The organism is Paraperlucidibaca baekdonensis, assembly GCF_003387535.1.
GTDB lineage: Bacteria > Pseudomonadota > Gammaproteobacteria > Pseudomonadales > Moraxellaceae > Perlucidibaca > Perlucidibaca baekdonensis.
Genome location: NZ_QUNR01000001.1, coordinates 708,928 through 727,051 on the forward strand (window position 1 = coordinate 708,928; position 18,124 = coordinate 727,051).

The following is an 18,124-nucleotide window of genomic DNA, read 5'->3' on the forward strand; positions in this document are numbered from 1 at the left end:
TAGCGAAGTTAGTCGGCGACCGGCATTCGGGCTTTACAATAGCGCAGGCGCGTGGGATTTTCACAGCCATGATACGTCCTGCTCACCTACGCGGCTGGTCGCGCTCAGGATTGCTCGCGCTGTCAATGACCTTAGGCGCTTGCAGCCTGTGGCCGTTTTATCCAGCGCCGCCTCCGATTGCCAATCTACCAGCCACGTGGTCTGGCGATGTGACGTGCCCGGGTTGCGTGCCACACCAACAGGCGCTCACGCTTTTTGCCGACGGCAGTTTTCATTTGCGTGATGAGTACCCGGCGTCTAAGCGTCGCCGTGGTAGCGAGGTATTTTTCGATGTTGGCCGCTGGTCGCGCTTAAGTGGTGATGAGTCACGCCTGATTTTGCGCGGCGGCAGTGAGGCGGTGCGGCAGTTTCGCCTCCAGGCCGATGGCCATTTGCGCCAGCTCGACCCATCGGGCAGCGACATTCGCTCCATTCGCGATTATGTGTTGAACCGTGAGACGGGTCTTGACCCCATAGCGGGGCCCATGCGGCTGCTTGGCCAGCTCAGCATCCATGCTGATGCCGTGCGCTTTCAAGAGTGCCTAACAGGCCGCGACATGCAGGTCATTGAGGCGCTACCCGTGAGCGTGAGCAAGCAGTACCGCGTAGCGCAGAAGTTGCTAGATGCAGACGCCGAGACGCCGGTATTGACCAGTGTGCTGGGTAGTTTTAGCGCGCGTCTGGCCTCGGCCAATGAGTCAGCAGCAGGCCCGGTGTGGCAGTTAGATATTCAGCGTGTGAAACGCTTTTGGCCGGGCGAGACATGCGCCATTGGCGCTGGGGCGGCGAGCCTGCCATTGCGCGATACGCCGTGGCGCGTATTGGCCATTGGCAATGAGCCTATTCCCGCCGACCCGTTAGCGCCGCCCTTAGCGCTGCGCTTGCACGATGACGGTCACGTCAGCGGCCACAGCGGTTGCAATACCTTGCGTAGCGCGTATCGGGCCGATGACAACGCGCTCAGTTTCGATGCCGTGAGCACGACCCGACGCGCTTGCATAGGCCCGTCGCAGCAAGCACTTGAGCGCGCCTGGCTACAGGTTTTGCAGCAAACCGCTGCCTACCGAGTGGTGGGCAGCTATTTGGAATTGCTCGCCGGCGATCGCGTGCTGGCGCGGCTAATCGCCAACGAAATGCACTAGTGCTTGCGGCTTATAAAAAGCCGGCCACATGCTGCTGCGAGCTCGCCACGAGTTGCCCAGATGCCGACCACAGCTGTGAGCGCGCCACCGTGTAGCCATCACCCGAGCTGAGCGTTTGCGCCTCATATTGCCACCAACCATCCGCCGTGATGGGCTCTGCTAACACCTCGCAATCGAGTGTCCACGTCATGGTGCTGACCGGCGCTGGGCGGCTAAACATTTGCAGCGTGGTTGGCGGCCACGCATCGACATACGCCATGATGATGGCGGGTGTCAGCAAGGTGTTGGCAGGCATCGCCTCGCGCAGTCGCACCCAGCCACTGATATCGGCACTCGCCGCACCGGTAAATGGCAGGCCTCCGACGCCCCAGCGGATATCAAAGCGCTGCATAAAGTCTGGCACTAAGCCGGGCAGGTCGGGCATCGCCTGGCCTTCATCGGGGCCAATGCTGGTGGGTGCTAGCGAGGCCGGCACGATGATTTCCGAGGCGCGTGACTCGCCACAGGTGGCCGTCAGCATGGCCAGCGTTTTGCCGCCTTGCAGCAAACGGCACTGCGCCTGCAATGACGACTTGCCGCTACGAATAAGCTCGCTACTAAACTGCACCTCGCCGGGCGCGACGGGCCCAATAAAATGAATGCTAGCGCTGCGCAAAGGCCGACCTTGCAGCGTGCTGCGTTCAAGGTGCGTTTGCATGAGCGCGGCGACCAGCCCGCCGTAGGTCGCACGACCTTGGCCCCAGCCCTCGGGTACGTGCGCGCTGGCATCGTCAACGGTGGCTAAAATATCAACTAATTTCATGGCGTTATCCTATTGTACGCAGATGATGATCGGCTTATTGGCCGGTAAATAATGGCCGACCGGCCATGGCCATGGCGAGTCGCAAGAGGCCATCCCAAGCGCGCTCAGCAGATTGGCCTTTGATGGCGCGATCAATGTCGATGACGCCGCTGCTCATGCGTTGCAAGCGGGGCAGCTTGAGTCGCCGTAGGGCCGCTTGCGCTGGGCCTTGGCGGCGCGACCAGAAGCCATGCTGCGAGAGTAGTTGTGGCGAGGCTTGGCGCTGGCCGCTGCTATGCAGTTGTTCGGCAATGATCGTTAGGGCGCGTAAATCTTTTTGTAAGGCCCACAGCACGATGGACTCCGCCACGCCTTCGGCTTGCAGGCCCAGCACGAGACGTGCCGTGCGCGCAGCGTCGCCATTGAGTACGGCATCGGCTAAATCAAACACCGAGTAGCGCGCGCTGTCGCTGACCACGGCCGCCACATCTTCAACGCTGGGCGGCGCATCGGGGTGTAACAGCTTGAGTTTTTCGATGGTTTGCGCGGCGGCCAGCAAATTGCCTTCGGTCCGGTCAACGATGAGCTGCAGGGCATCGGCGGGCAGGCTAAGAGCGAGTCGGCTGGCGCGGGCTGTGAGCCATTTCGGCAACTCATGGGCATCAACGCTGTAAATCGAGACACCGACACCGGCGCTCTCGACCTGGCTAAACCATTTGGCTTTTTGGCTTTTGGCGTCGATTTTTGGCAGCACAATAAGCACAACGGTGTCTTCCGGCGGCTGTGCGGCGAGGGCGCAGAGTGCTTGCTGTGCGGCGCTATCGGGCTTGTTGTTGAAGCGGATTTCCATGAGCCGGCGCTGGGCAAACAGCGATAGCGCTTGCGCATCGGCGAGGACATGATCCCAGCTAAAGCTGCGCTCAACATCGTGGCGCACACGCTCATCAAAGCCTTGTTTGAGGGCGGCGGCGCGAATGGCGTCGGTAGCCTCTTGCACCAGCAAGGGCTCATCGCCATTGATTAAATACAGCGCTGCTAGCGGTGCTTCAAGCGCCCGCGCGAGCTGCTCAGCGCGGAGTTGCATCGGCAGCTGAGCGGGTGCTTGGCGCGGCGCTGGGAGCGTCGGTTGGCGTATCGAGCTCGGGTGTTAGATCATCGGCGTTGAGGCGTGTGAGCTGGGTCATGATTTGCGCCACAGCTTGCTGGCGCAGATCATCGATGAGGGTATTTTCTTCCTCAAATTTACCGACAATGCGGGTGTTATCGAACTGATAGGTGCGGCGCAGACGAATGATGCGCTCGGGCGTGGCGGGTAGGCCGCTGGGGTAGCGCAATTGGTATTCGAGTTCGAAAAAGAGCGTGTATTCGGCAGCTTTCGCGCGCGAGTCGATGCTCGTGGTTTGCCGCGTGATGCGTTCGGCGGTGAGGTGGAGGCGCAGCGGTGCGGCGTCGCTAATCACCCCGCCGGCGCGAATAATACTGGCGCTTAAGTCTTTGCGGGTGGCGCTATCGTCGCCAATCACGGCAATGGGGTTGAGGACGCCAGGCAGCGTGTAGCTGCCGCGCAAGGCGAAGCCGCAGGCGCTGAGGCCAAGTGCAATAAATGCCACAACGGCGATTTGTGCCAAACGGGGCATGGCGAAACTCCTGCGTAATTTAGACAACGATATTGACCAATTTTTGCTTCACCACAATGACTTTTTTCACCGCCGCGCCAGCCATGGCGCGTTGCGCTTCGTCATTGGCGAGGGCGGCGGCTTCAATATCGGCGTTGCTGGCATCGGGCGCGACCTCAATCTGACCGCGCAATTTGCCATTGACCTGAATCATCAGCGTCAGACTATCACGCGTTAGTGCGCTGGCATCGACTGCCGGCCATTGGGCATCAGCGAGGCCGCCAGGCAAGCCCAGGGCTTGCAACAGCGCGTGGCCAATGTGCGGGGCAATCGGTGAGAGCAAGGTCACGGCGGCGAGCAAGGCTTCGCGCACCAGCGCCTGTGTGGTTGGCGTGCTGATGGTTTTCGGTAGCGCGTTGAGCAGCTCCATAATCGCCGCGATGGCGGTATTGAAGGTCTGCCGGCGCTCGTAGTCATCACTAACTTTGGCGATGGTCTCGTGCAGTTTGCGGCGCAGGGCTTTGTCATCGCGGCTTAAGCTGGCGAGGTCGAGCGTTGCCGTTGGGCCTTGCGCAACATGCTCATGGACGATGCGCCAGAGGCGTTTGAGGAAGCGATTAGCGCCCTCCACGCCGGTATCGGACCATTCCAGCGACTGATCGGGCGGCGCCGCAAACATCATAAACACGCGCGAGGTATCGGCGCCAAAGCGCTCAATCATGGCCTGCGGGTCGACGCCGTTATTTTTCGACTTCGACATTTTTTCCATGCCACCGTGAATCACCGGCTGGCCATCGGCGGTGAGTATGGCGCCGGTGATGCGGCCTTTGTCGTCGCGCGTGAGCTGCACATCGGCCGGGTTGATCCACTGTTTTTTGCCGCCCTCGGCCTCGCGATAAAACGTCTCGGCAATGACCATGCCTTGCGTGAGCAAGCGCTTGAATGGCTCATCGCCGCTGAGCAGACCTTCATCGCGCATGAGCTTGTGGAAAAAGCGCGCATAGAGCAGATGCAAAATCGCGTGTTCGATGCCGCCGATGTATTGATCGACCGGCAGCCAATGCTGGGCGGCCGCGGGCTCGACCATGGCGCGTGTGCTTTGCGGCGAGGCATAGCGCGCGTAGTACCACGATGACTCCACGAAGGTGTCCATGGTGTCGGTTTCGCGCTTGGCATGACCGCCGCAGGTGGGGCAGTTGGTCTCGTAGAATTCGGGCATGCGCGCCAGCGGCGAGCCAGCGCCATCGGGCACGACATGCTCGGGCAGCACCACCGGCAGCTGATCTTCGGGCACCGGCACATCGCCGCAGGCAGGGCAATGAATGATGGGAATGGGGCAGCCCCAATAGCGTTGCCGCGAGATGCCCCAGTCGCGCAGGCGGAACTGGGTTTTGCGCGCGCCGTGGCCATTGGCCTCCAAGGCGGCGATGATGGCATCGAAGTGCTCATTGAAGTCGCGGCCATCGGCGATAGCGCTCAGGCCAGTTTTTTGGCCATACCAGTCCTGCCATTCGAGGGCGTTAAAGGCGTCGGGGCCGACGTAGACCGGCTCAATAGGCAGTGCGTATTTCGTGGCAAAGGCAAAGTCGCGCTCGTCGTGCGCGGGCACGGCCATCACCGCGCCTTCGCCATAGCCCCAGAGCACGTAGTTGGCCACGTACACGGGCAGCTGGCGGCCATTGAGCGGATGGATGACGAACTGGCCGGTGGCCATGCCCTTTTTCTCCATTGTGGCCATGTCGGCTTCGGCCACCGAGCCGGCTTTGCATTCAGCAATAAACGCGGCAAGCTTTGGATTGTTGGCGGCTGCGCGTTGGGCTAAGGGGTGTTCGCCGGCCACAGCCACATAAGTCGCGCCCATTAGGGTGTCGGGGCGGGTGGTGTAGACCGTGAGCTGGCCATTAATGCCAGTGCTTGCAAGGTCATAATCGAAGCTAATGTCGGCACCAAAGCTTTTGCCGATCCAGTTGCGCTGCATGGTTTTGACTTGCTCAGGCCAGCCATCGAGCTGATCAAGGTCGGCAAGCAACTGCTCGGCGTATTGCGTAATGCCGAAGTAATACATGGGGATATCGCGCTTTTCCACGACCGCGCCGGAGCGCCAGCCACGACCATCAATGACCTGCTCGTTGGCGAGCACGGTTTGATCGACCGGATCCCAATTCACGCTGCCAGTCTTTTTATAAATCACGCCTTTCTCGAACAGGCGAGTAAACAGCCATTGTTCCCAGCGGTAATAATCGGGCTTGCAGGTGGCGATTTCGCGCGTCCAATCGATGGCCAGCCCCAGCGATTTCAGCTGAGTTTTCATGTACTCAATATTGGCGTACGTCCATTCGGCTGGTGCCACTTGGTTGTTCATCGCAGCATTTTCAGCGGGCAGGCCAAAGGCATCCCAGCCCATCGGTTGCAGAACATTGAAGCCGTTTAAGCGCTTGTAGCGGCTAAGCACATCGCCAATGGTGTAGTTACGCACATGACCCATGTGCAGCTTGCCGCTGGGGTAGGGAAACATCGATAAGCAGTAGTATTTCGGGCGCGCATCGGCGTCATTGGCGAGATGGGCATTGCTGGCGTGCCACTCGCTTTGGGCGGCGGCTTCAACGGTCTGCGGCACATACTGTTCTTGCATAAAATACTAGCTCATCGAATTACGCGAAATGCGCCATAGGATACGCTATGCGCCGAGGTCGCGGTATAGTGGCGCGCACGGAGAGGCTCAATGCCATTGACGCAAATTATTCATCTGCTGCTACTGCCGCCGGCGCTGCTGTGCTGGCTGGGCTTGATGGCGCTATTGCTGGCCTGGCGTGGTTGGCGCATCACGGCCACGCTGCTGGCGCTAGTGGCGATCATCGGCAATTACGCGCTGATGACGCCGGTGGGCGCCTATGCCATCAGCGCGCCGCTGGAGCGCCGGGTCACCGCGCTCAATGACTTGGCGCAAATTCCCAGCGCCGGCTATCAAGCCATTATCGTGCTCGGTGGCGGCCGCTACGACGCCGCGCCGGAGTTTGCTGGGCAAGACACCATGAACGCCGAAATGCTCATGCGTCTGCGCTACGCCGCACGCGTGCAGCGCGCCACCCAGCTGCCGCTGCTGGTCACCGGCGGCTCGCCATTGGGCAAAACACGCGATGAAGCCAGCCTGATGGCGCAGACCTTGCGCGAGGATTTTCAGGTGCCGGTGCGCTGGCAGGAACGGCTCTCGCGCACCACGGAGGAAAATGCCGAGCTGAGTTGGGCCATGCTGGCGCCGTTGGGCATCAAACGCATTGTTTTGGTCAGTCATGCCTCGCATTTGCTGCGCGCGCAGGCGCTGTTTGAGGCGGCGGGCTTTCAGGTAGTAGCGGCGCCCACCGGCTTTACCACCGAGGGCGTGCATTGCCGGCCTATCATCTGCTACACGCCGCAGCATGGCGCATTGCTCGAGTCGCGTCGGGCGCTGCACGAGTGGCTGGGGCTGGCGCGTGATGCCTTGGTGTGGCCATAAACCGGCGCTGCTATACTGCCGGCGAATTGATCAACGATAGGATAACGATGATGGCGTTTACGCAATTGCTCATGGAAAACCCGCACACCGGCGCCCGCAAATCCGCGCCGGTGGGGCTGTCATGGACGGTATTGATCTTTGGTTTTCTGCCGCCGCTATTTCGCGGTGACATCAAATGGGGCGTGATTATCCTGCTGTTTTGGCTGTTTAGCGCGGGCCTGACCAACATCGTTTTTATGTTTATTTACAATAAGCTATATATCAAAGAGCTGATGCTCGAAGGCTATAAATTGCGCGAGATGCCCGAGGGCATGGAGGCGCGGGTGCGCGATACATTGAATATGACCTTGCCGCACTAAACGCGACGCAGCTCATTGGAAGCGTAGGGCCTCAATGGGCTTGAGCTTGGCGGCGCGATTGGCGGGGTAATAGCCGAAAAAAATGCCAATGGCGCCGGCCACGCCCAGCGCCAGCAGCAGCGAGCTCAGCGTGACGATCACCAGCAAATCAAAGATCAGCGCCACCGCCAGTGCGATGCCCATGCCGACACCGACCCCAATGATGCAGCCGACAATCGAGATCATCATGGCCTCCAGCAAAAACTGCAGGCGGATGGCATTGGGCCGCGCGCCAATCGCCATGCGAATACCGATTTCCCGGGTACGCTCAGTAACCGACACCAACATAATGTTCATGATGCCAATGCCGCCGACCAGCAGTGATATGCCGGCAATGGCACCGAGCAGTAGCGATAAAATCGCCGTGGTTTCTGCCGCGGTATTGGCCAGCGCGGTGAGATTTTGCAGCGTGAAATCATCCTCGGCCTCGTCGCTTAAGCGGTGACGTTGGCGCAGGCTGATGCGCAGGTCACGCTCGACTTGCGGCATGGCCTGTTCGCTGGCGGCCTGCACCATAATCAGCCGCACCGAGTTGCGAAAGCGATTACCAAATAGTTTGCGCTGCGCCGTTGTGATGGGGATCACGATTGTGTCATCTTGGTCGCGGCCATCGAGACTTTGGCCCTTGCTGCCGAGCACACCAATGACTTGGAAGGGCAGATTACGAATGCGGATGGTCTGGCCCAAGGGGTCATCATTGCCAAATAAATTGCCGGCGACTTTTTTGCCGATCACGGCGACTTGCGCGGCCGATTGAATTTCCGGGCGATCAAAGGCATAGCCGGCGGCGATGGTCCAGTCGCGCAAACCAAAATAGTCGGCGTTGGAGCCCACAGTATAGGTGTTCCAATTTTGCGCGCCGTAAATAACCTGCGCACTTGATTGCACCACCGGCGCGGCGGCGACAACGCCGGCAATGTCGCGCAGCGCGGTGGCGTCATCGACCGTTAGGTTGGGCGCGCTGCCATAGCCGCTGCGCACGCCATTGGCACTGGTGGCGCCGGGCAAAATAATAAACAGGTTGGAGCCCATGGACTTGATCGAATCATTGACTCGCGTTTGCACGCCCTGGCCAATGGCGAGCATGGCAATCACCGCGCCTACCCCAATGATCATGCCGAGCATGGTCAGAAAGCTGCGCAGCCGATTGGCCTTTAGCGCCAGCAAGGCTTCGCGCAGCATTAGCCACCACATGACGAAGCTCCGGCTGAGCTGAGGCCTTCATGCGCTTCGCTGGCAAGGCCTTCACGCGCGGGGCCGTCATAGGCTTTATGGCCATCGACCAAACGCACCAAGCGCTGCGCATGAGCGGCAATATCGGGTTCGTGAGTGACCAGCACCAAGGTGATGCCGGCATCGCGATTGAGCTCGCCAAACAGCGCCATGATCTCGGCGCTGGTGTGCGTGTCGAGGTTGCCGGTGGGCTCATCGGCCAAAATCAGCGCGGGCCGGTTGACTAAGGCGCGCGCAATGGCCACGCGCTGCTGCTGACCACCGGAGATCTCACTCGGTAGCGCATCGGTTCGCGCCCCCAGGCCGACGCGTGTGAGCATGTCTTTGGCGCGCTGTTCACGTTCGGCTTTGGCAACGCCGGCATAGGTCAGCGGTAGCGCGACGTTATCGAGCAGGCTTGAACGCGGCAGCAAATTAAAGCCTTGAAAGACAAAACCGATGGTGCGGTTGCGCAGATCGGCCAGCTGATTTTCGTTTAAGTCATTGACGCGCTCGCCGGCCAGCACATAGTCGCCGCCGCTGGCGCTATCGAGTGCGCCCAAGAGGTTCATTAGGGTGGATTTGCCTGAGCCTGAAGGGCCCATAATGGCTACAAACTCACCGCGCTCAATAAGCAAATCGATGCCATGCAAAATGCGCACGGGGCCAACACCGCTGGGGTAGTCCTTGACGATTTGGCTAAGCGCAATGACGGCTGGCATTAGTCGCGCATCCGAAATTTCATGCCTTTTTGAGCGACTTCCTCGGCACTTAATATGTGCTCGGTAATGACCTCATCATTGACCGTGAGACCGTTGCCGACGAGCACCTCGGTGAAGCGTCGATCGGTAATGCCCAGCGCGACACTGACGGGTTTTAGACCGTCGGGTGTTTGCTGCCAGAGCATGCCTTTTTGGCCGTTGCGCTTGCCGGCGGCAGTCTTTTTGCTGGTGCTCGAGCTGCCATCGAGGCGAATGCCGGGAGCCAGCTGGGCATCCTCGGGTGGTCGAAAGCGCAGCGCGGCGGTGGGCACGCGCAGCACGTCTTGGCGCTTTTCGGTGTCGATGCTGACATAGGCGGTCATGCCCGGGAGCAATAAGCCATCGGCGTTATCAACGCGAATAATCACCGCATAAGTCACCACATTTTGCTCGGTCAACGGGTTTAAGCGGACTTGCTCAACCTCGCCTTGAAAGCGTTGATTGGGGTAGGCATCGACACGAAATGAGGCGGCCTGACCAACACGTATGCCGCCAATATCGGACTCGGTGAAGTAGGCGTTGATGTCCATTTGGCGAAGATCTTGGGCGATTTTATAAAGCTCGGGCGTTTGAAAACTCGCGGTCACGGTTTGGCCAACATCGACCGCGCGCGAGACCACTACGCCGGAGACCGGCGAGCGAATCACGGCGTAGCTCAAATTGACCTCGTCGCGTTGCACTTGGGCGTTGGCTTGCGCCAAGCGTGCCTTGGCATCGGCTAGGGCTTGGCGCGCCTGGTCGACCTCTTGGGTGGAGGCGAAGCCTTCGCTGGCGAGTGGCCCGATGCGCCGCCAATTCGCCTGCGCCAGCGTCAGTGTCGCCTGTGCGCTTGAGCGGTTGGCGCGCGACTGCGTGAGCTGGGCTTGCAGCAAGGAGTCATCGAGGCGCATGAGGACTTGGCCGGCGCTGACTTTGTCGTTGAAGTCGGCGGTATAGCTGGTCACGATCCCCGAGACCTGCGTGCCCACGGAGACCAGCGTGACGGGGCTGAGCTGGCCATTGGCGGAGACGGTTTGGGCGATGTCGCCGCGGTCCACGCGGGCGATGGCATAGCGCGGCGCATCGCTGGTGCTAAAGCAGCTGCGCAAAACCAGCGCGATGAGAATGACAAGGCCGAAGCCGGCGAGCCAGCGAAGACGGGAGGCGGTCATTGAGTGATTTCCTGAAAGGCGGCATCGGGAGCGGCGGCGAGTAAGCCAGCGGCGCGCGCCAATTGCACGCGTGCACTGGCCCAGTCGAAGCGCGCACGCGCCTGCTGTTGGCGGGCATCGGCGAGGGTGCTTTGTGCATTTAAGACATTGAGCACATTGCCTAATCCTGCGCGATAACGCGCCAGCGCGGCGCGACTGGATTCACTGGCCGAGGCCAGCAGGGTGTCGGTGGCGTCGATGCGCTGGCGGGCGGTAGTGAGCTGTTGCCAAGCCAGCCAGACATCGAGGCCGACTTGCTGACGTATGCGCGCGAGCTCAAGTGTTTGTTGGTCAATTTGGCTATTAGCGGCGCGCTCTTGGTAGCGCTGCTGGAAACCCGTAAACAGCGGCACGGTAGCGCTCAGGGCGATCTGGCCAGCATCGCGTTGGCCGAGGCTATTGCGGCTATCTCCGGCGTTGGCATTGAGGCTGATGCGCGGGAGTCGTTGAGCGGCGAGTTGGTCGAGCGTGGACTCTGCCGCTGCCAGTTGTTGCTGCTGCGCGATACGCTCGGGCCGGCGTTGATCGGCGATGTGCATGAGCTGAGCGAGTGCTGGCGGCGCGCTGAGCTGCTGCGGATCAGGCAATGTGCTGAGCGGCGCTAACGCGGTATTGGCTGGATAGTTGGCGATGACGGCGAGCTGACCATTGCTACTGGCAAGTTCACCTTCGCGTTGAATGAGCAGCAGTTGCGCCTGCGCTAGGGCTGTTTGCGCCTGCAAAGTGTCTTCACGCGTACCAACACCCACGCTAATGCGCTTTTGCGCGGCCTCGGCGGTTTCGCGGGCGGCAGCCAATGAGGCTTTGGCGCTATCGACACTGGCGCTATTGGCGAGCTGGTTAAACCACGCGGCCACGGCCTGCGCCGCGAGGTCGTGAAGGCTGGCATCGGCGCTGGCTTGTAAGCTGGCGAGAGTGTTTTTGGCCTGGGCAACACCGGCCTCTCGGCCACCAAAGTCATAGAGTAGCCAGCTGGCATTGGCGGAAAAATTGCGATTGTCGGGGTCGCTACCGGGCAGCCGGTCGCCAAAGTCGCGACTGCTCGTGGCGCTTGCCGAGAGACTCGGGTAGTAGCCTGCTTGAGATACGCCGACCTGCGCCTGCTGTATTTGTACGCGCTGCCACGCCGCGCGCGTACTGAGGTTGGCGCATAGGCTACGGTCAATATAACGCGCCAAGCTGAGTGTGGCATCTGTGCGGATATCGGGGCAGGTCGCTTCAGCCGCTGGCTTTTGATGAACGGCATGGTCCATGGCGAAGGCGTTGGCGTTAATTAGCGCCAAGCAGCCGATGATGCATCGCCAAGGACCTGATCTCATGCCGCCGACTCGCGGTTGAGGGCGGCGCGAATGGCCTCTTCGAGGCTGGCGTGCACAAAGCGATAGTCGGCGCCGAGCAGACGGCTGGGCATCACGCGTTGGCCATCGAGTAAGAGGGTAGACATCTCGCCGAGGCCAAGCTTTAAGATGCTGGCGGGCACGCGGAAAAAGGCGGGCCGACGCAATAGCCGCGCCAGCGTACGGGTAAATTCGGCATTGGTCACAGGCGCCGGCGCGGTGAGGTTAAACACGCCGTTCATGGCGCGATCGGTGAGCAGGCGCAAGATTACCTGCACCACGTCGCTGCGCGAGACCCATGATAAATACTGCTGACCATTGCCCAATTCGCCCCCGAGGCCTAAGCCAAAGACTGGTAATAAACGCCGCAGCATGCCGCCGCCTGGGCCGATAACGACGCCCAAGCGCAAAATGCATACGCGCGTGCTGGGCGGCGCAGCAGCGAGTGCGGCGGCCTCCCAGTCGCGACACAGCTGATGCGTGTAGTCGCCGGTTTCAGCGGGCGCATCCTCTTCTAAAATGCGCTCGCCTTGATTGCCATACCAACCCACGGCTGAGCCTGAAATCAACACCTGTGGTGCGTGCTTAGCGCGTCGCAGCCAGTCGCCCAATGACTCGGTGAGTAGCGCGCGGCTGGCGTGTAATTCGCGGCGGCGCTGACTAGTCCAGGGTTTATCGGCAATGCCTTCACCGGCGAGGTTGATGACCGCATCAAAGGCTTCATCACGGCTTAATTCATCGAGTGAGGCAATAAAGCGTAGGCGGCCGGTCTCCGCCCATGCGTTGTAGTGCTCGCGCATTTTTTCCGGGCGGCGAGTGAGCAGTGTTAGGTGGTCGCCTTGGGCTTGGTCGGCAGCGCCGGCGAGTACCGGCACCAACTGTGCGCCAATAAATCCAGTGCCGCCGGTAATCAGAATATTCATTGCAGGCATCCCTGTGTCATCATCGATTTTTCAGTCTAGTGCGGCAGCAGGCATTGTGCCTATGGCGTCTGCTGAACAGAAGCGCCACCCCGCAACAGTGAGTGAACTTTACATGACTTTACCGAGCGATAGCGCCGCGCCATCACGCGTATTTGGGATAACGCCCAGCGCCGAGAAGCGCGTGAGCGTGCATGTCATTACGGGCTTTTTAGGCGCAGGCAAAACCACGGTGATCTCGCGCTGGCTGGCGGAGAAGCCGCGCCACGAGCGCTGGGCTATCGTGGTGAATGAGTTTGGCCAGATCGGCATTGACCACGCCGCGTGGGCGGGTAGCGAGGTGATGATTCAGGAGGTGGCTGGTGGCTGCATTTGTTGCCTGCAAAATATGCCCCTGCAACTGGCGTTGGGCGCGATCACCAGCCGTGGCGATATCGACCGGCTGATAATTGAGCCCACCGGCTTGGGGCATCCCACGCAAATTATCGAGACGCTGCAAGCACCGCATTGGCAGGCGTATTTGGCATTGGCGGCCACGGTGTGTGTGCTCGATGCGCGCATGCTGAGCGATGCGCGGGTGCGCGCGCATGAGACTTTTATGGCGCAGGTGGCGGTGGCTGATGCGCTGTTGTTTAGCAAGGCCGATGTGTTGACGGCGAGCGAACGGGCGACGGCCGAGGCGTATGCCTCTGGGCTGGTTGAGCCGAAAGCGATGGTGGCGTTTGTCGGGCCGGAGCACAGTGGTATTGAGGCGCTGAAGATGGCGCCGCGAGCGCCGCGCCAGCAGCGCCGGAGTTTATTGCACCGGCCATTGGCAGCGCTTTCGGTAGCGGATAGCGAGTCGGCGGCAGAGACTCGTGCGCAAGCCGCTGCGCACGCAAAAGTCCCGCCCTATCATTATCATGAAGCAGCGCAAGGGCACTTCATTGGCGGCTGGATACTGCCGGCCGATTGGCTATTTCGCCACGATGATCTACTCACCGAGCTGATGAGCTGGCGCGATGCCGAGCGCGTGAAAGGCGTGTTTCATACCGACAAAGGCTGGGTGTTTTTCAACGCCACCGCCGTGGATTTGGCGGTGCGCTCGAGTGAGTACCGGAGCGACAATCGTGTCGAGGTGATTAGCGCGGCCGATACCGACTGGGCCGCGCGTGAGCAGTGTTTATTGGCCTGCCTTGCCGAGGCGTCGACTGCGCAGCCCGCTCATCACCACGAGCAATAAACTCAGCAATAACACCGGCCAGACGCCGGTACGCTGCCACGGCGTAAGGCCTTGCGCGGGATATATCTCACCGCGCAAGACAGTGCGCGTAAACGATGGCGCGCGGTCGATCACCTGACCTTGCGGATCAATGATCGCCGTCACGCCGTTATTGGTGGCGCGGACAATATAGCGGCCCGTCTCTTTCGCGCGCATGCGCACCATTTGAAAATGCTGGGCCGGGCCAATGGAGTGGCCAAACCAGCCGTCATTGCTAACGGTGACAAGAAAGTCGACCTTCGATAAGCGCGCGACTAGCGACGGGTAGGCAATTTCATAGCAAATAAATGGTGCCAGCGTGCGGCCTTTCACCAGCAATGGGCCCTGCACTGCGGGTCCCCAGCTAAAGCTCGACATCGGTAAATTGAAAAATGGGATCGCGCCGCGCAGCCATTGCTCGTAGGGAATGTATTCGCCAATCGGCACCAGCTGCTGCTTGTGATAAATGCCCAAGCCATCACCCGAGGCCATGATGCTGTTGTAGAACAGCACGCTGCTGCGGTCGCCATTCCAGGTGGCATAGGGGATGCCCGTGACAAAGGCGCTGCCACTTTTCAGGGCCTGATAATCCAGCTCGGTGAGCAGATCGCGGGCCTCATGAGCAAATTGTGGAATCGCCGCTTCCGGCCAAATGACCAGATCGCGACCCCATTCGCTAGCTGATAACTCCTGATAAATCGCCGTGGTTTTGTCGCGCCATTCCAGCGCCCATTTCGACTCTTGCGGGATGTCGCCTTGCACCAAACTCACGCTCATGGGCGCGTCACGGTTGATCTGTGTCCACTGAATGGGCGCCAGCAGGCCACCCACCAACCACGTCAGCGCCAGCGCGATAATTGCGCCCGGTGCGGCTTTGCCGTGGCGCAAAATAGCCAGCAAGGCCACCGCGCTGATGCCGGCGGCCAAGCTCACGCCATAGATGCCGAGCAGCGGTGCCCAGCCGGCCAGCGGCGTGTCGATGAAGCCGTAGCCGGTCATCAGCCATGGAAAGCCGGTGAGCACCCACGAGCGCAGCCATTCGCCAATGACCAGCAGCGCCGGTAGCGCCAGCCAGCTCAAGCGCCAGAGTTTTAGGCGGCCATAGAGCCAGCCGCCGGGCACAAACAGCAGCGCCATGACGAGCGCCACCACGCCGAGCATGAGCAGTGAGACGGGCCAGCTGGTGTTGCCGTAATCGTGCATGGAGACCAAGAGCCAGCTGCCGCCATGCAGCCAGAGGCCAACGCCAAATAGGTAGTTGAGCTTTGCGCTGTGGCGCGCGCTGCTGCCGTCGAGTAGATGGGCAAATAGCGCTAAGGCCAGCAGTGCCACCGGCCACGCGTTGTAAGGCGCTAGACCAAGGGGCATCAAGGCGCCAAGCAGCAGCGCGATGACTGGCCGGGCGGGGCTGTCGCGCAGCCCATCGAGGAGCTTAAAAAAACGGCTCATGACCTAACGCGCTTCGACTTTTAACAGGCGGATGGTGCGGTTGTCGGCTTGCAGCACGGTGAAGCGCCAGCGATCGAGCTCAATGACTTCACCTTGTTCGGGCAGGCGCTCAAAGGCATTGAGAATGATGCCGGCCATGGTGTCGAAATCGTCGTTGCTGAAATTGCTGTCGAAGTATTCGTTGAACTCAGCGATCGGCGTGAAGGCCTGCACCAGCCATTCGCCGGGATGCATCTCGCGGATATCTAAATCTTCGTCGCTTTCGGCTTCGTCGTGCTCGTCGTCAATTTCGCCGACGATTTGCTCCAGCGCATCTTCGAGCGTGACGAGACCAGCAATACCGCCGTATTCATTGACGACAATGGCCATATGGCTTTTTTTGCTACGAAACTCGCGAATCAGTTTGTCCAAGTGCGTGGACTCGGGCACGAAAAACGCCGGTCGCAAAAAGTCCATGACGGTGACATCAGCGCGATGGTCATTGACCAGTTTCAGCAAGTCTTTGGCAAATAAAATGCCGACGACTTCATCGGGATTGTCGGTGGCGATGACAGGGAAACGTGAGTGCGCGGACTCAATGAGGCCGGCCATGGACTCGCTAACGGTGTCGTCGGCGCGCAATGCCACCATTTGCGCGCGCGGAATCATAATCTCGCGGACTTGGCGTTCAGAGACTTTTAGTGTCGACTCAATAATGCGCTGCGCCTCAACGTCCATCAGGCCGCGCTTGGCAGACTCGCGGATAATCTCCAGCAATTCCTCGCGCGTATTGATCTCACCACTCCAGGCATCAGCCAGGCGGCTTAACCACGATTTCGATGTGTCTGTCGACGATCGACCCTCGCTCATGGCGCTATATTCCCCTCTTCCAAAGTCTCGTCATCATACGGGTTATCGACGCCCAGCGCCGATAATATCTCGCGCTCCAAGGGCTCCATGCGCGCCGCATCTTCAGGCGCAATATGGTCATAACCGAGCAGATGCAAGGCCCCGTGCACAATCATATGGGTCCAATGTGCCGCCAACGCTTTGCCCTGCTCATCCGCCTCGCGCGTCACCACTTCGGCACAAATCGCTAAATCGCCCAATGGTCGTTCATCAAGCTCGGCGAGCAATGCCTCGGGCAATTCGGCGGCAAACGACAGCACATTGGTGGCGTAATCTTTGTCGCGATACTGGGCATTGAGCGCGCGGCCCTCATTGATGCCGACCACGCGGATGTCTACCGAGCAAGGCTGCGTGATGCTCAGTGCCGCTAATACGGCGTCGATAGAGCGCTGGCAGTCGGCCTGCGTGGGCAGGCCAGCGGCGCTGACATCGTCATCGATATCCAGCCAAACATTAGCGGCCATGATTACCTCGTGGGGCCGGTTGTTTGGCATCCCAGGCCTCATACGCGTCGACAATGCGCATCACCAGCGGATGGCGCACGACATCGCGCGAGGCAAAGCGGGTGACATGAATGCCTTTGACATCCTGCAAAATCGTCAGCGCTTGCGCCAAGCCGGAGTCGGTGCCGCGCGGCAAGTCGACTTGACTGCCATCGCCGGTGATTACCGCGCGAGAGCCATAGCCGAGGCGGGTTAGAAACATCTTCATCTGTTCCGGCGTGGTGTTTTGCGCTTCATCTAAAATGATAAAGGCGTGATTAAGTGTGCGCCCGCGCATATAGGCGAGGGGCGCGACCTCAATGACTTGGCGCTCAATGAGTTTGGCCACGCGATCAACACCGAGCATTTCGTAGAGCGCGTCGTAGAGCGGGCGCAAATACGGATTGATTTTTTCCGATAAGTCGCCGGGTAAAAAGCCCAGCTTCTCGCCGGCTTCCACCGCTGGGCGCACCAATAAAATCCGTTTAATTTGATCTTTTTCGAGCTGATCGACCGCGCACGCCACTGCCAAATACGTTTTGCCGGTGCCCGCCGGCCCGACACCAAAGCTGATGTCATGGCTCAAAATTTGCTCAACATAGCGCTGCTGATTTTGCCCGCGTGGGCGGATCGTGCCTTTCTTGGTCATCAGCACCGGGCCATCGCCGCTGGCCACGGGGTTGCTGGAGAGCTCGCCCAGGGCAATTTGCAGCACCAAATGCACGGTCTCTGGCGCCAGCAGTTCGCTGTCTTCGGTCTCGGCATAAAGCCGAGCAAGTACATCGAGCGCGAGTGTGCGCATGGCCATGTCGCCATCGACTTCAAGGTCATAGCCGCGATGCAAGATACGCACGCCCAAACGCTGCTCAATGAGCTTGATGTGTTCGTTAAATTGACCACAGAGAAGAGCGAGACGGCGCGGGTCTTGCGGGTTTAAGGCGAGTGCGCTGGCGGCGCGGGTGTGCGTATTCAAAAGGGCAGTGGCCTCAGTATAAATGTGGCTTGAGAATACCTGAAATAGTTGCTGGCGTGCACTGACCATGAGCCGGCGCTGCGCGCTAGTCAGGCGTCGACTAAAGCCTGTATTGACCGACATGAAATACCTTGGCGAGTCAGACTTCTGTCTGATATGGTCGAAGCCGTGGTCAACAACTAAACACGCCGCGACTCAAGAGT

16 protein-coding genes and 1 pseudogene are annotated in these 18,124 nt (G+C 60.0%); 4 read left to right on the forward strand and 13 right to left on the reverse strand.

Annotation, left to right across the window (positions count from 1 at the left end):
* The first annotated feature begins 68 nt into the window (after window positions 1-68).
* The gene (locus DFR26_RS03320; RefSeq protein ID WP_116207504.1) at window positions 69-1,181 is read left to right on the forward strand and encodes an META domain-containing protein; all 1,113 of its coding nucleotides are present in this window, start codon (window positions 69-71) and stop codon (window positions 1,179-1,181) included.
* A gap of 10 nt (window positions 1,182-1,191) precedes the next feature.
* On the opposite strand, the gene DFR26_RS03325 is transcribed toward DFR26_RS03320, so the two are convergent.
* Genes DFR26_RS03325 through leuS form a run of 4 tightly spaced genes read right to left on the reverse strand, consistent with a single transcriptional unit; the run spans window position 1,192 to window position 6,210 of the window.
* A complete protein-coding gene (locus tag DFR26_RS03325; RefSeq protein WP_116207505.1) occupies window positions 1,192-1,983 on the reverse strand; it encodes an acyl-CoA thioesterase in 792 nt (263 codons plus the stop codon).
* A 34-nt stretch (window positions 1,984-2,017) separates the two neighbouring features.
* A complete protein-coding gene (holA, locus tag DFR26_RS03330) occupies window positions 2,018-3,046 on the reverse strand; it encodes a DNA polymerase III subunit delta (protein ID WP_116207506.1) in 1,029 nt (342 codons plus the stop codon).
* Window positions 3,030-3,599, reverse strand: a complete 570-nt coding sequence (locus DFR26_RS03335; RefSeq protein ID WP_116207507.1) for an LPS-assembly lipoprotein LptE — start codon at window positions 3,597-3,599, stop codon at window positions 3,030-3,032. The genes holA and DFR26_RS03335 overlap by 17 nt, the downstream gene beginning before the upstream one ends.
* Window positions 3,600-3,618: 19 nt before the next feature.
* Window positions 3,619-6,210, reverse strand: a complete 2,592-nt coding sequence (leuS, locus tag DFR26_RS03340) for a leucine--tRNA ligase (protein WP_116207508.1) — start codon at window positions 6,208-6,210, stop codon at window positions 3,619-3,621.
* A gap of 90 nt (window positions 6,211-6,300) precedes the next feature.
* On the opposite strand from leuS, the gene DFR26_RS03345 reads away from it, so the two are divergent.
* Together DFR26_RS03345 and DFR26_RS03350 are read left to right on the forward strand one after the other, a co-directional pair.
* Window positions 6,301-7,071 carry a YdcF family protein gene (locus DFR26_RS03345; protein WP_116207509.1) on the forward strand — a complete coding sequence of 257 codons (771 nt, stop codon included), beginning with the start codon at window positions 6,301-6,303 and terminating at the stop codon, window positions 7,069-7,071.
* 50 nt (window positions 7,072-7,121) lie between these two features.
* Window positions 7,122-7,430: a hypothetical protein gene (locus DFR26_RS03350; RefSeq protein WP_220375691.1), complete on the forward strand. Its 309-nt coding sequence runs from the start codon at window positions 7,122-7,124 to the stop codon at window positions 7,428-7,430.
* A 12-nt stretch (window positions 7,431-7,442) separates the two neighbouring features.
* Here the strand turns inward: DFR26_RS03350 and DFR26_RS03355 are convergent, their stop codons facing one another.
* Genes DFR26_RS03355 through DFR26_RS03375 form a run of 5 tightly spaced genes read right to left on the reverse strand, consistent with a single transcriptional unit; the run spans window position 7,443 to window position 12,892 of the window.
* Window positions 7,443-8,663 (reverse strand): ABC transporter permease, encoded by a 1,221-nt coding sequence (locus tag DFR26_RS03355; RefSeq protein WP_116207510.1) that lies wholly within the window; start codon window positions 8,661-8,663, stop codon window positions 7,443-7,445.
* Window positions 8,651-9,403, reverse strand: coding sequence for an ABC transporter ATP-binding protein (locus tag DFR26_RS03360; RefSeq protein WP_116207511.1), 753 nt, complete (start codon window positions 9,401-9,403; stop codon window positions 8,651-8,653). The genes DFR26_RS03355 and DFR26_RS03360 overlap by 13 nt, the downstream gene beginning before the upstream one ends.
* Window positions 9,403-10,593 carry an efflux RND transporter periplasmic adaptor subunit gene (locus DFR26_RS03365; protein WP_116207512.1) on the reverse strand — a complete coding sequence of 397 codons (1,191 nt, stop codon included), beginning with the start codon at window positions 10,591-10,593 and terminating at the stop codon, window positions 9,403-9,405. Before DFR26_RS03365 ends, DFR26_RS03360 begins: the two co-directional genes overlap by 1 nt.
* A complete protein-coding gene (locus tag DFR26_RS03370) occupies window positions 10,590-11,951 on the reverse strand; it encodes a TolC family protein (protein WP_116207513.1) in 1,362 nt (453 codons plus the stop codon). Before DFR26_RS03370 ends, DFR26_RS03365 begins: the two co-directional genes overlap by 4 nt.
* Window positions 11,948-12,892, reverse strand: a complete 945-nt coding sequence (locus DFR26_RS03375) for a TIGR01777 family oxidoreductase (protein WP_116207648.1) — start codon at window positions 12,890-12,892, stop codon at window positions 11,948-11,950. The genes DFR26_RS03370 and DFR26_RS03375 overlap by 4 nt, the downstream gene beginning before the upstream one ends.
* A 112-nt stretch (window positions 12,893-13,004) precedes the next feature.
* Here DFR26_RS03375 and DFR26_RS03380 point away from each other — a divergent pair, with 112 nt between their 5' ends.
* Window positions 13,005-14,111, forward strand: coding sequence for a CobW family GTP-binding protein (locus DFR26_RS03380; RefSeq protein WP_181898972.1), 1,107 nt, complete (start codon window positions 13,005-13,007; stop codon window positions 14,109-14,111).
* Here DFR26_RS03380 and lnt read toward each other — a convergent pair.
* The 4 genes and pseudogenes from lnt to DFR26_RS03400 all read right to left on the reverse strand — a co-directional run.
* Window positions 14,052-15,578, reverse strand: coding sequence for an apolipoprotein N-acyltransferase (gene lnt / locus DFR26_RS03385; protein WP_116207515.1), 1,527 nt, complete (start codon window positions 15,576-15,578; stop codon window positions 14,052-14,054). The genes DFR26_RS03380 and lnt overlap by 60 nt on opposite strands.
* A gap of 3 nt (window positions 15,579-15,581) precedes the next feature.
* Window positions 15,582-16,427, reverse strand: coding sequence for a CorC family transporter (locus DFR26_RS03390; RefSeq protein ID WP_116207516.1), 846 nt, complete (start codon window positions 16,425-16,427; stop codon window positions 15,582-15,584).
* Window positions 16,424-16,930, reverse strand: a complete 507-nt coding sequence (gene ybeY / locus DFR26_RS03395) for an rRNA maturation RNase YbeY (RefSeq protein WP_116207517.1) — start codon at window positions 16,928-16,930, stop codon at window positions 16,424-16,426. The genes DFR26_RS03390 and ybeY overlap by 4 nt, the downstream gene beginning before the upstream one ends.
* Window positions 16,931-16,949: 19 nt before the next feature.
* Window positions 16,950-17,921: pseudogene (locus DFR26_RS03400) on the reverse strand (PhoH family protein); the annotation flags it as partial.
* Window positions 17,922-18,124 lie beyond the last annotated feature (203 nt).